Consider the following 12,752-nt stretch of genomic DNA (forward strand, 5'->3'; position numbering starts at 1 on the left):
CTCGATCTCACTCACCCTGCAAAAACATCGGCGAACACCTGGCAGCCCTCACCCGATACCCACCCTGCACCTACCAAACCCTTCTCAAGCCACCGGCACTTCCAGCCCCACCCCCTGGCGCTTGCGCTGCACCAGGAAGTACGCCGCATAACACAGCGCAATGAAGCCAAACCCCCAGTACAGCGAAGGCCGCTGCGTCTCATCCATGGCCAGGAACACAAACAGCGAACTGCACAGCGTGATGCACAGCAACGGCACCAGCGGGTACAGCGGCGCGCGGTACTTGAGATCGCTCAGCTGGCCACCCTCACGCAGGAACTGCTTGCGAAAGCGATACTGCGCCAAGGCGATGACAATCCAGGTCACCGTGCCAGACATGCCGCTCACCGCCATCAGCACCATGAACAGGGTGTCGGCGGCAACGAAGCTGGTCATCAGCGACACCAAGGCAAAGCACAGGGTGATGAACAGGGCACGCAATGGCACGCCACGGCTGCTCAGCGGCGACAGGCTGCGCGGTGCCATGCCGGTCTTGGACATCGCCCAGAGGATGCGGGTAGAGGCATACAGGCCAGAGTTGCCCACCGACAGAATCGCGGTAAGGATCACGAAGTTCATCAGGTCTGCGGCGTAAGGAATGCCGACCATGTCGAACACCTGCACGAACGGGCTTTCCATCAGCCCGGCCTGCTGCCACGGCACGATCGCCGACAGCACCACGATCGCCAGCACATAGAAGATCAGCACGCGGAACACCACGTTGCGCACGGCCCGCGGGATGCTCTTTTCCGGCTGGTCGGTTTCGCCCGCGGCCACGCCCATGATCTCGCAGCCCTGGAACGCGTAGACCACGGTCATCATCACGGCGAACACCGCCGACAGGCCATTGGGGAACAGCGAATCGCCGATCAGGTTGCTCATCATCGGCGCCGGCGCCCCGCTGTTCAGCGAAATGCCACCGAAGATCACCAGCACACCGACGATGATGAAGCCGAGGATCGCCGCCACCTTGATCCCGGAGAACCAGTATTCCGCCTCACCGAAGGCGCGGGTGGCCAAGGCGTTGATGCCGAACAGCACCGCCACGAACAGCGCCGACCAGTACCAGATCGGCACCTCCGGGAACCAGCGCGTCATCAGCATGCCGGCGGCGGTGAATTCCAGGCCCACGGTGGTGGCCCAGCTCATCCAGTACACCCAGCCGATCATGAAGCCGGTGGCCGGGCCGATGAATTTCGTCGCATGGGCCTGGAACGAACCGGACACCGGCATCTGCACCGACAGTTCACCCAGGCAGACCATCACCAGGTACATCAGGAAACCGGCAACTAGGTAGGCCAGGATCGCGCCCACCGGCCCGCCCTGGTTGATGGTCACGCCCGAGCCCATGAACAGCCCGGTGCCGATCACGCCACCGAGCGAGAGCATGAAGATGTGCCGGCTTTTCAATGCCCGTGTAAGGTGGATACCTTCAGCTTTACGGCCTTTCATTATTATTATCTCCAATAAGCGTCGAAGACCGCGTGTGCAGCGGTTGGGTCCGATTATTGGAAAGCGATGTAAGGCCCGGTTGATCGTAAAGATCAAAGATGTAAAAAGTCGTAAGGATTTTGTCGCTCAGGCGACCAGCAGTTCGGTCAGGGTATTTTCGGCACGCTGCAACTGCTCGCCCAGCGTCGGCGCCATGGCCCGCACGCCCGTCTTGTCGCGGGCCAGGGCATGCTCCTCGAGCTGGCGCAAGGTCGACGCCAGGCCGCACAACCCCATGGAATCACTGCCGCCGGCCAGCTGATGGGCCAGGTGGGTCACCTCGGTGCAGTCGCCCGCTTCGACCGCCTCGAGCAAGGGCTGACGTTGCTGCGCCAAGGCGTCTCGCAAGCCAGCCAACAGGCCTTGCAGCTTTTGCTCGCCAAGCAGCATGCGGTGCGTGCCCAGCAACTCATGGTCGACCCAGGCAGGCGCTTGCGTTTGCTGCTGTTGGATTTGCCCCGCCAGCGCCTGACGCAGGTTGGCAAGCTTCAACGGCTTGCCCAGCACCCCTTGCATGCCGGCATCCAGGTAGGCACGCACCAGCCCCGGCTGAACGCTGGCGGTCAGCGCCAGGATGCGCGTGTCGCGGTTTGGGGTGACGCCGGCACGCAGCTGTCGGCACAGCTCCACACCACTGATGCCGGGCAAATGGACATCCAGCAAGAGCAGGTCGAAGCGCTGCTGTGCACACAGCTGCAAGCCCTGTTCGGCATCCTCGGCCAGCCACACCTGGTGGCCGTCGCGCTCCAGCAGCCCGCGCACCACTTCACGGTTCAGCGCCACGTCTTCCACCACCAGGATGTGCAGCGGCGGAGCAGCGTGGTCAGCCTGCGCCATGGCCTGCGGCGCCTGCGCCGTTTCCAGTTCCAGCTCCAGCCAGAAACAGCTGCCCTCGCCCTCGCGGCTGCGCACGCCGATCTGCCCGCCCATCTGCTCGACCAGGTGCTTGCTGATCGCCAGCCCCAGGCCAGTGCCGCCATAGCGCCGTGCGACCGCCTCGCTGGCCTGGACGAAACGTTCGAAAATCTTCGGCTGCATCGCCTCGCAGATGCCGATGCCGTCGTCGGTGACGCTCAGGCGTAGGCGCTGCCGGCCGGGTTGCCCTTGCACCACCTGCACTTCGACCAGGATCTCGCCGCCTTCGGTGAATTTGATGGCGTTGGCCAACAGGTTACTCAGCACCTGGCGCAGGTACTGCTCGGCGCCGCGCTGGTAGGCGGCCAGCTGCGGGTCGATGCGGCACAGCACCAGGCTGTCGTTGGCCAGCGCACGGGGTTCGAGCAGGGTCACGACCTCGGCGCACAACTGGCGCAAGGAGAAGTCCACGGCCTCGGGGCGGCTTTCGCCCTCTTCCAGGCGGGCAAAATACAGCACCTCGTTGAGGATGCTCAGCAGCCCGTCGCCCGCCTTGTACAAGGCTTCCAGGCGCTCACGGTCGGGCGCCGCAAGCCCAGCGCCGCGCAGCAGTTCGGCCATGCCGAGGATGCCGTTGAGCGGCGTGCGCAGTTCATGGCTCATGGTGGCGAGGAAGCGCGACTTGGCCAGGTTGGCCGCCTCGGCATCGTCCTTGGCGCGCATCAGGCTGGCCGTGCGCCGCTCGACCTGCTTCTGCAGTTCGTCGCGCTTGTCCTGCAAGGCCAGGCGATCGGTTTCGCGGCGTTCGCTGTCACTGAGGATGGCCCGGCGCATGTCCTCCAGTGCCAGCGCCACGCTGTCGATTTCGTCGCGGTGCGGCGAGCGGCGCTTGTTCAACCGCAGCGGCTCGTGCCACTGGCCGGCCCCGATGCGCCGGGCAAAGTCGGCCATGACCTGCAGGTGACGGGTCACCAGGCGATAGAACAACCCCGACAACGCCAGCGCCAGGCCGCAGAGGAACACGCTCATCCACAACAGGCTGGTCAGGCCGGTGGCGAACAGCCGCCGATGCACCGCACCCAGGTCAGTGCTCACTTCCAGCTCGCCCAGGTGACGCACAGGCCCGGAAGGTGGCTGGTAGTCCAGCGGGAAACGCTCGATGCGCAGCGGTCCCTGCGGGTTCGGCTCACCTTGCTGCAAGGTGAAGTCGGTACTGTTCAGGCGCACCCGCGCCACATCGGAAAAATCCACCAGCCCGCGCAGTTGCACGTTCAGCTGGTCCTGGTTCAGGTCCCACAGGCTGCGCTCCAGGCTGGCCAGGTAGCCGGCGCGGATCAGCGCCATGCGCGCATCGATCTCGCGCATTTCGCGGCGGTATTCGAAATACAGCTGCACGCTGCTGGCCAGCACCGTGAAGCACAGGCTGAACAGCAGGATGAACAGCAACAGCCGCCGCAGCAGGCCACCCGGTTGCAGGCGGTTCATGGCTGGCTGACCATGTCGCGGTAGGTGACCTCGCTTTCATGCAGCCAACGCTCAAGCTCGCCTGCGTCGGCCATCTTCTGCAACTGCGCGTCGATGTCGCCCATGCGCTCGCTTAACGGCGAGTGGCGCGACACCGCCACGCGCAGGTAGTCGACGCTCAGTGCCGGTGGCAGCGCGACGATGTCCTGGGCGCCGGGCAGATGCTCGACGTACAGCTGCCCGGTGCGCCGCTCCTGGACCACGAAGTCGATACGCCCGCGAATCAGCTTGCCGAAGTTCTGCCCGCTGTCCGACACCCACTCGATGTTTTGGTGCTGCGCCACGAAGCGGTCGAACGCCGGGCCGTAGCTTTCGCCGAACAACAGCCCGCCACGGTACTTGGCCAGGTCTTCGAGCTGGTTGAACTGCAGCGGATGCTGGCGGTTGGCGAACACCGCCACCTCCTCGCGCAGCACCGGCACCTGGGAAAAGCGCATGGTTTTGGCACGCTGCTCCGAGGTGTAGGCCAGCACCACATCCACCCGCCCTTCGGCAGCGTCGAGCAGGCAGCGTTGCCAGTTGCCCAGCACGACCATCTCGACCTGATAACCAAGGCGCCCGAACAGCTCGCGCACCACCGTCGGCGCCAGCCCGCGCGGCTGCTTGCCATCGCTCCAGGACACCGGTGGGTAGACGGGGTAATCGCAGTAACGCACGGTGCCGGCGGCCTGCAGCGTACCGCTGGCCAACAGCACCAGCAGGCCGAGCAGGTAACGGCTCACGCGGCCACGCTGGCGGTGAACAGGTAGCCGGCGCCGTGGATGGTGATGATCAGTTCAGGCTCGGCCGGGTCGTCGTGCAGTTTGCGCCGCAGGCGGCCGACCAACACGTCGATGGAGCGGTCGTTGGGCACCCACTCACGGTTGCGGATCTGGTCCATCAGCTGGTCGCGGCTCAGGGTATGGCCGCTGTTGCGCAGGAACACGCTGAGCAACTGGAACTCACCGTGGGTCAGCAAGGTTTCGCCGCCCTGCGCATCGACCAGACGGCGGCGGTCGCAGTCCAGCGACCAGTCGCCGAACTGCTTGAGGGTGACATTGGCCACGCTGGCCGGCCGCGCACCCTGGGCGTGGCGCACGCGGCGGATCAGGTTCTTGGCGCGGGACACCAGTTCGCGGGGGTTGAGCGGTTTGCTGACATAATCGTCAGCGCCACACTCCAGGCCGACGATACGGTCGATCTCGTCGTTGCGCCCGGTGATCAGGATGATCCCCACTTCCGAGCGTACCCGCAGCTCGCGGGTCAGGGTCAGGCCGTCCTTGCCGGGCAGGCGGATGTCCAGCATCACCAGTTCCACCGGCTGCTCGGCCAGCACTGTTTCGGCCTGTTCCGCCGTGGCGGCGCAGTGGACGGTATAGCCTTCCTGGGACAGGTAGGCCTGGAGCAAGTCACGAATCAGCGGATCGTCATCGACGATCAGTACCTGAGAGGTCATTGCGGGTAGTCCTGAAGCGCCCGAAGGCGATTTTCTTATTAGAGTGGGCCAAGACTAGCGATTGTTGAACAGTCGATCAACAGCCCTCGGGGGCTGTACTGAAACGTTGCCGACCGCCGGCTTGCAGGCCATCGACCCAGGCCTCGCAGATCTGCACGCCCTGGGCCGGGGTGAAGGTGCCCGGGTTCAGCCCCGACTCCAGCCACAGGCCATCGAGCAAGGCGCTGAGGCTGATGGCGGCAAGGTCGGCATCGAAGTGTTCCCAGCCCTCCTCCTGCGCCAGGTCGGCCAGCAGCGAGCGCAGTTCGCGGCGGTACTCGCCGTAGGAGTGGTCATGCACCTGATTGATCGCCTCGGCGGTCTTCACCGCGCCCCAGAACGCCAGCCAGGCATCGAGCAGCTGTGGATCGAGCAGCTCGGCGCTGAACGAGCCACGGAAGAACGCCGACAGCCGTTCGCGGGCATTGGGCGCGACCTGGGCCATGGCCTCGCGCAGCAGTTGCATGACCCGGCCGGTGACGGCCATGTAGGCTTCGGCGACCAGCTCGTCCTTGCCCGAATAGTGGTGGCTGATCAGGCCTACCGAGACGCCGGCTTCGGCAGATATCTTGCGGATCGAGGCGCCCTGGAAACCATGGCGCTTCAGGCAGGCCAGCGTGGCCTCGACCAGATTGGCCTTGCGCAGTTCGGGCAGCATGCGGCTGAAGCGGGCTTCCTGGGTCATCGTTGGCTCTCGTGGATCGCACAGTTGAACGACTGTATAGCAACTCGCCTCGGTCGCGATACCCTGTTTATACTCGGCCACGATAACAACAACAGAGGCACCGCCCATGACCGACCTGATCCACTCGCACCTCGACGAAGGCCTGCTGACCCTGCGCCTGAACCGCGCAGACAAACTCAACGCCCTGACCAACGCCATGTACACCCGGCTGGCGGAGCTGTTCGAGGCCGCCAACAGCGACCCGCAGGTCGAAGTGATCCTGATCACCGGCAGCACCGAGTGCTTCACCGCCGGCAACGACTTGCCGGACTTTCTCGAGCAGCCCCCGACCGACCTGCAAAGCCCGGTGTTCCGCATGATGTGGGCAGTGCTGGCGCTGGACAAACCGCTGATTGCTGCGGTCGCCGGCCCTGCGATCGGCATCGGCACTACCCTGTTGCTGCACTGCGACCAGGTGCTGATCAGCCGTGAAGCCAAACTGCGCACACCGTTCGTGGCCCTGGGCGTGTGCCCGGAGTTTGGCGCAAGCCTGCTGCTGCCACAGTTGCTGGGGCATGCGCGGGCTGCGCAGCTGTTGTTGTGCAACCAGGCGCTCGATGGTGAACAGGCGGTGCAGTGGGGGCTGGCGACCGAGCTGTTCGACGATGGCACGCAATGCCTGGCCGCCGCCATCAAGCTGGCACGACGCCTGCAGCAGCTGCCTGCCGAAGCGCTGCGCATCAGCAAGCGTCTGCTCAAGGATGGGCAACGCGAAGCATTGGCCGCCACGGTGGCCAAGGAAGGCCTGCTGTTCATCGAGCGGCTCAACAGTGATGAGGCCCAGGCGGCCCTGACCGCGATGGTATCGCGCAAGCATGCCTGAGGCGTTGAGGTGATTGCGGCCACCTCGGTGGCCGCAATGCCCGTCACGTGCGCAAGACTTGCTCGCCGGCATTGACCGGCAGGCGCACGGCATCAGCCAGTGCCACGCAGGCAATCAGCGCCACACCGAGCAGCGCCCAGTGGAAGTCGCTGACCGTCATCCCGCCCTCCCCGCCGCGCACCATCATCGCCATCCGCAACAACAGCGCCACCACGGCAACACCCAGCGCCATCGCCAGCTGGAAGAACATGCTGAACAAGGTCGACGCCTCGCCCATCTGCGGTTTGGGCACCTCGGCGAAACCGACGGCGTTGTAGGTGGTGAACTGCATCGAACGCGACAGCCCGCCAATGAACAGCACCAGCGCCATCCAGTACCACGGCATGCCCTGCTGCAAGCCCAGGCAGGCGAGGATACAGCCGACACCGATCACGCCATTGACCAACAGTACGCGACGGAACCCATAGCGGCGCAGCAAGCCGGTGGTGAACGGCTTCATTGCCAGGTTGCCGGCGAAGATCGCCAGCACCAGCAAGCCGGCATCCACCGGTTACCGCCCAAAGCCGACCTGCAGCAACAGCGGAATCAGGAACGGCAAGGCACTGATCGACAGGCGGAACAGCGTGCCACCGACGATGCTGGCCCTGAACGTGGCAATGCCCAGGGGCGATAACGGCAACAGCGGAGCCGGGTGGCGCTGGCAATGGCGGATTGCAAGCCAGGTCAGCAGGCCGCCCAAGGCCACCAGTGCCGCCCCGCTAAGCAGGCTGCCAGCGACCAGCGAACCGAGCATTTCCAGGCCGATCAGCCACGCGGCGCAGGCCGATGCGAGGAGCACGAAGCCGAGCAGGTCGAAGCGGCGTGCCTCGCTGGGGCGGCCAGCGGGAATCAGCCACCAGGCTGCCACGATGGCCAGCACGCCGAGCGGGATGTTCAGGTAGAAGATCCATGGCCACGACAGGTGGGTGACAATCAGCCCGCCGATGGGAGGCCCCAGTACCGGCGCCACCAGCCCGGGCCAGGTGATCACCGCGAGCATCTTCACCAGGTCGTGCTTCTCGGTGGTACGCAGCACCACCAGCCGCCCGACTGGCACCATCAGCGCGCCGCCGATGCCCTGCAGCACCCGCGCGGCGACAAAGGTCTCCAGGTTTGGAGCCAGGCCGCAGAGCCACGACGCCAGGGTGAACAGGCCGATGGCACCAGCGAACACCTGGCGGGCACCAAAACGGTCGGCCACCCAGCCACTGAGCGGGATGAACACCGCCACCGCCAGCAGGTAGGCGCTGATGCCGATGTTCAGGCTGACCGGGCTCTCGGCGAAGTCGCTGGCCATCTGCGGCAGCGCCGTGGCGATGACGGTGGCGTCGAGGTTTTCCATGAAGAAAGTTATGGCCACCAGCAAGGCGATGAAGGTGGTTTGCCGAGACGCGTTCACAAGTCCCTCCGGTGATTGATGGGTACAGACCTGCGCCCTTTGTGCAGGCCATCAGATCATGTTCACGGCCGCACGCAATGCCAGCAGGTAGGTCTCGACACCAAACCCACAGATCTGCCCGCGCACCACTTCGGCAAATACCGAGTGATGGCGGAACGGCTCTCTAGCATGGATGTTCGACATGTGCACTTCAACCACCGGCACCTCGACAATGGCCAGTGCGTCACGGATGCCGTAGCTGTAATGGGTCCAGGCCCCGGCATTGATCAGCACTGCATCCACCCGCTCCTCGTAGGCCCGATGGATGCGCTCGCACATTGCGCCCTCGTAGTTGGTCTGGAAGCTCTCGATCCGCGCGCCGAGTTGTTCGCCCAGCGCCTGCAGGGCCTGGTCGATATCGGCCAGGGTGGCCGTGCCGTACTGGCGCGGGTCGCGTTTGCCGAACATGTTGTGGTTGATGCCGTGCAGCATCAGGACATTGGCGGCCATCGCTCACTCCAGGGGTATGCTCAGGCGGTCGATCACCGCACGGGTTTCAGGACGCACCCCGCGCCACCAGGCGAATGCCTCGGCAGCCTGCTCGACCAGCATGCCGACGCCATCGGCCAGGCGCGCCACACCCTGTTCGCGCGCCATGCGCAGGAAGGGTGTGAGGCCTTTGCCATACGCCAGCTCATACGCAAGGCTGGCCTCACCCAGCACACCCGCAGGCAGCGGCGGCAACTCACCAGTCAGGCTCGCGGAGGTGGCGTTGACCACGATGTCGAAGGCTTGCCCCTCCAATTCCTCATAACGGCTGATGCGCAGCCGCGGGTGATCCAGTTCGTTGCGCAAGGTCAGCGCCTTGGCCATGTCGCGGTTGGCGATCACCACTTCGCGCGGCCCCGCCTGCAGGAACGGCAACAAGGCGCCACGCACGGCGCCACCGGCACCGAGCAACAGCACCCGGCGATTGCGCAACGGCTCAGCGAGGTTGTCTTCGATATCCCGTAGCAGCCCGATGCCGTCGAAATTCTCGGCGAAGATGCGACCCTCCTCGAATTTCAGCGCGTTGGCCGCCCGTGCCAGCTGCGCGCGTTCGCTGCGCCGGTCGGCCAGCTCGAAGGCACGAACTTTGAAGGGTGCAGTGATGTTCATGCCCAGCCCGCCGTCACGGCGGAAGCGCAGCACCTGGTTTTCGAAGTCGTCGAGCACGCCCTCGATGGCGCCATACTCCAGCGCCTGGCCACTGGCCTGGGCGAACAGGCCATGGATCATGGGGGACTTGGTATGGCTGATCGGTCGGCCGATCACTGCGTAACTGTCGCTCATCGTGCATTTCCTTGGGTGAACAGCACACCGTCTGCCTGCATCGCGTTGATTTCTTCAGGGCTGAAGCCAAGCCCGGCGGCCACTTCGACATTGTGCTGGCCGAGGTCCGGGGCCACCTTGTAAAGGGTGGTGTCGCAGTCGGAAAAGCGGAACGGCAGATTGGGCAGCCGCAAGGTGCCATAGCGCGGGTGCTGCTGTTCGATGACCATGTTGCGCGCCTGGATCTGCGGATCGGCCAATACCTCGTCAATGCGCTGGACCTTGGCGCTGGGGATGTCGATGCCATCGAGCAGCGCTAGGATCTCGGCCACCCGACGCGCGCCAACCCAGTCACGGACAACCGCCAGGATCGCCTCACGATGGGCGTTGCGGCCATTGAGGTGGTGATAGCGGCGGTCGCTGCCAAAGCCTGGCGGGCCTCCATTGGCTTCGAGCATGACGGCAAAGCGCTGCCAGGCATCGTCGACTTGGGCGGCGATCACCAGGTCGCCGTCGGCGGCGCGGAACACGCCGTACAGGGTCGAGGTGGGCATGTCGTGGCCAGTCTGTTCCGGCAGCACGGTGCCATCGGACAACGTGTAGCACTGCACCGCATACTCATGCATCGACACCAGTGTGTCGTAGAGGGCCATGTCGATGTGCTGGCCGCGGCCACTGCTGACCCGGCCGAGCAGCGCGGCGTTGATTGCCGCCACCGCGTGAATGCCGGTGTACATGTCGCCCAGGGAAATGCGCAGCAGCGGCGGTGCTTCGCCGGGCACGCCGACCATCTGCATGATCCCGCTCTTGGCCTCGGCGATCAGCCCGAAGCCTGCGCGGTGGGCATCCGGCCCGGTATGGCCGTAGGCGGAAATCGAGCAGTACACCAGGCGCGGATTGCGCGCCGCCAGCTCGGCATAGCCCAGGCCCAGCTTGTCCAGGGCGCCGGGGCGGTAGTTTTCGATGAACACGTCGGCCGAGTCGGTCAGGCGCTGCATGAAGGCTTTGCCGCGCGGGTCCTTCATGTTCACGCTGACGCCCTGCTTGCCCATGTTCAGCTGCAGGAAGTATCCGCTCTGCTGATCGTCCAGGGTGAACGCGTGCTGGCGGCCGGCGTCACCGCTGCCCGGCCGTTCGACCTTGATCACCTCGGCGCCCAGCGCCGCCAGGCAGCGCCCCACATAAGGGCCGGCGAGGAAGTGGCTGTAGTCGATGACCCGGATACCCGCCAATGGCAATGCCTGGCTCATGCTTGTACCCTCCGCGGCACCATCAGCCGGTGCTCACCACGTTGCACGACTTCGCCGTGCTGGTTGATCAGCTCCGATGGCAGTACCACGATGCCCCAGCCCGGGCGGCTGTTGCTCGGGCGCATCGCGCCGACGCGCATGCGCACATGGAGCACGTCGTTGACCTTGATCGGCAGCACGAAGTCCCAGGTCCAACCCAGCGACATGCCCGGCAGAAAGCGATACTCGCACTGGGTTTTCAGGCCATCGGCGATCGACAGGCCGAACAGGCCATGGGCGACCAGGCAGCCAAAGTGGCTGGCGTTGGCGTAGGCCTCGTCGACATGCACCGGGGTGTGGTCACCGGTGAGGTCGGCGTAGGCCAGGATGCGCTCGCGGGTCACGGTGTAGGTCGGGCTGGTGCATTCGTCGCCTTCGCGCGCATCGTCCCAGTACTTTTCAATCACGCTCATGCCTGCACCTCTGCCCGTGGGTCGATGGCCAGTGCCTGGGCCACGCATTTGGCCGGCAGCGCCTGGATAAACTCCACTGCCAGGCCGTCGGGCAGACGCAGCCAGTTGCGGCCCTGAGGCATTTCGCTGACACCGAAGCGCTGGGCGGCGGTCAGTGCCGCTTCCAGGTCCTCGCACATGATGCCCAGGTGGGCCATGCGCCCTTCAGGCCCGGCGAAGTCCGGCTGATGGATGAACTGCAAGCCGCCAAGGGTCCAATACTGTGCAGGCTGCTCGACGTCACCCTGCACTTCGCGCATGGTCATGCCGCACACCTCGCTGAAAAAGCGGATATGCCACTGGATGTCCTGCACCCAGAACGCGACATGTTCGAGGTAGGCTTTTGGCTGGCTCATGGGTTTTCCCTCTTCTGGTGATCGGCCATGGCGCGTTCGATGCCCTTGATGCAGGCCACCAGGGTCGCGTTGACCGGCGTGGCCACGCCATGGCGCTGGCCCCAGCGCACGACGGAGCCGTTGATGAAGTCGATTTCGGTGATCGAGCCCTTTTCCAGGCTCTGCAGCATCGACGTGCGGAAACTCGCCGGCAGGCCTTCGGCGGCCAGCTGCCAGGCGGCGTCGGGGCTGGCCAGGCTCAGGCGGATGCCGGCGCGCTCGGCGACGGCAATGGCCTCGGCGACTGCGGCCTTGGCGGTGTGCTCCAGCAGTGGCTCGCTGTACAGCTGGCCGTAGCTGAGCATGGTGATGCCGCTCAGCGCGCCGGTGGCGACGTTGACCAACAGCTTGTCCCACATGGTGCCAAGGATGTTGTCGCTGACCGTTGTGGCCAGCCCGGCGCCGTTGAAGGCTGCGGCAATGGCTTGCAGGCGCGGCGTCAGCTGGCCATCGAGCTCGCCAATGATGGTCTGCTTGCCCGCCACACCGACGCGAATCGAGCCCGGCGCCAGCAGCACGCCGCCGACGTAGGTCTTGCCAGCCAGCACCCGCTCGCGGCCCACCGCCTCAGCCAGGATGTCCTCGTGGCCGAGGCCGTTCTGCAGCGACAACACCAGCGTCTGCGGCCCGATCAGCGCGCTGGCGCCGGCGATGGCCTCGGCGGTGTGGAACGATTTGACCAGCACCACCACCAGGTCAGCCTCGCCGACGTCTTCGGCTTCGATCGCGGCATTGACCCGCACGTGGCGCTCGCCCCTTTCATCCTGAACCTGCAATCCGTGCAGCTTCATCGCCTCGACATGTGCACGGCCGCGATTCAACAGCCAGGTTTCATGCCCGGCCTCACTCAACGCCGCACCAATGGCGCAACCCAGGGCACCGGCCCCCAGAATGCAGATTTTCACGTCGCAGACCTCCTGTGGTTTGCGACTACCTTATGCAGCGGGGTTTAATTGGG

The 12,752-nt window shown here is 65.2% G+C and carries 12 protein-coding genes and 1 pseudogene; 1 reads left to right on the forward strand and 12 read right to left on the reverse strand.

Annotated elements, in window-relative coordinates; genetic code table 11:
- Nucleotides 1-84: 84 nt before the first annotated feature.
- The 5 genes from APH28_RS18735 to APH28_RS18755 form a co-directional block, all read right to left on the reverse strand.
- On the reverse strand, nt 85-1,491 hold the full coding sequence (locus APH28_RS18735; protein WP_060511955.1) for an amino acid permease: 1,407 nt from the start codon (nt 1,489-1,491) through the stop codon (nt 85-87).
- A gap of 126 nt (nt 1,492-1,617) precedes the next feature.
- Nucleotides 1,618-3,870, reverse strand: a complete 2,253-nt coding sequence (locus APH28_RS18740) for a hybrid sensor histidine kinase/response regulator (RefSeq protein ID WP_060511957.1) — start codon at nt 3,868-3,870, stop codon at nt 1,618-1,620.
- Nucleotides 3,867-4,631 carry an ABC transporter substrate-binding protein gene (locus APH28_RS18745; protein ID WP_060511959.1) on the reverse strand — a complete coding sequence of 255 codons (765 nt, stop codon included), beginning with the start codon at nt 4,629-4,631 and terminating at the stop codon, nt 3,867-3,869. Before APH28_RS18745 ends, APH28_RS18740 begins: the two co-directional genes overlap by 4 nt.
- Entirely contained in the window at nt 4,628-5,344 is a 717-nt protein-coding gene (locus tag APH28_RS18750; RefSeq protein WP_060511961.1) for a response regulator, read from the reverse strand. Before APH28_RS18750 ends, APH28_RS18745 begins: the two co-directional genes overlap by 4 nt.
- 76 nt (nt 5,345-5,420) lie before the next feature.
- A complete protein-coding gene (locus APH28_RS18755; RefSeq protein WP_060511963.1) occupies nt 5,421-6,068 on the reverse strand; it encodes a TetR family transcriptional regulator C-terminal domain-containing protein in 648 nt (215 codons plus the stop codon).
- Nucleotides 6,069-6,174: 106 nt separating this feature from the next.
- Between APH28_RS18755 and APH28_RS18760 the strand changes: the two genes are divergently transcribed.
- Nucleotides 6,175-6,930 carry an enoyl-CoA hydratase-related protein gene (locus APH28_RS18760; RefSeq protein ID WP_060511965.1) on the forward strand — a complete coding sequence of 252 codons (756 nt, stop codon included), beginning with the start codon at nt 6,175-6,177 and terminating at the stop codon, nt 6,928-6,930.
- Between the two features lie 43 nt (nt 6,931-6,973).
- Here the strand turns inward: APH28_RS18760 and APH28_RS18765 are convergent.
- The 7 genes and pseudogenes from APH28_RS18765 to APH28_RS18795 all read right to left on the reverse strand — a co-directional run.
- A pseudogene (locus APH28_RS18765) lies at nt 6,974-8,371 on the reverse strand (MFS transporter); the annotation flags it as partial.
- 48 nt (nt 8,372-8,419) lie between these two features.
- Entirely contained in the window at nt 8,420-8,857 is a 438-nt protein-coding gene (gene aroQ, locus APH28_RS18770) for a type II 3-dehydroquinate dehydratase (RefSeq protein WP_060511967.1), read from the reverse strand.
- 3 nt (nt 8,858-8,860) lie between these two features.
- Complete coding sequence (aroE, locus tag APH28_RS18775) at nt 8,861-9,679, reverse strand: shikimate dehydrogenase (RefSeq protein WP_060511968.1); 819 nt, start codon at nt 9,677-9,679, stop codon at nt 8,861-8,863.
- A complete protein-coding gene (locus APH28_RS18780) occupies nt 9,676-10,908 on the reverse strand; it encodes a CaiB/BaiF CoA-transferase family protein (RefSeq protein WP_060511970.1) in 1,233 nt (410 codons plus the stop codon). The genes aroE and APH28_RS18780 overlap by 4 nt, the downstream gene beginning before the upstream one ends.
- Nucleotides 10,905-11,360 (reverse strand): MaoC family dehydratase, encoded by a 456-nt coding sequence (locus APH28_RS18785; RefSeq protein WP_060511972.1) that lies wholly within the window; start codon nt 11,358-11,360, stop codon nt 10,905-10,907. Before APH28_RS18785 ends, APH28_RS18780 begins: the two co-directional genes overlap by 4 nt.
- Complete coding sequence (locus APH28_RS18790) at nt 11,357-11,755, reverse strand: VOC family protein (protein WP_060511974.1); 399 nt, start codon at nt 11,753-11,755, stop codon at nt 11,357-11,359. Before APH28_RS18790 ends, APH28_RS18785 begins: the two co-directional genes overlap by 4 nt.
- Complete coding sequence (locus APH28_RS18795; RefSeq protein ID WP_060511976.1) at nt 11,752-12,699, reverse strand: ketopantoate reductase family protein; 948 nt, start codon at nt 12,697-12,699, stop codon at nt 11,752-11,754. Before APH28_RS18795 ends, APH28_RS18790 begins: the two co-directional genes overlap by 4 nt.
- Nucleotides 12,700-12,752: the final 53 nt, after the last annotated feature.

It is taken from the genome of Pseudomonas sp. NBRC 111124, assembly GCF_001320245.1.
GTDB lineage: Bacteria > Pseudomonadota > Gammaproteobacteria > Pseudomonadales > Pseudomonadaceae > Aquipseudomonas.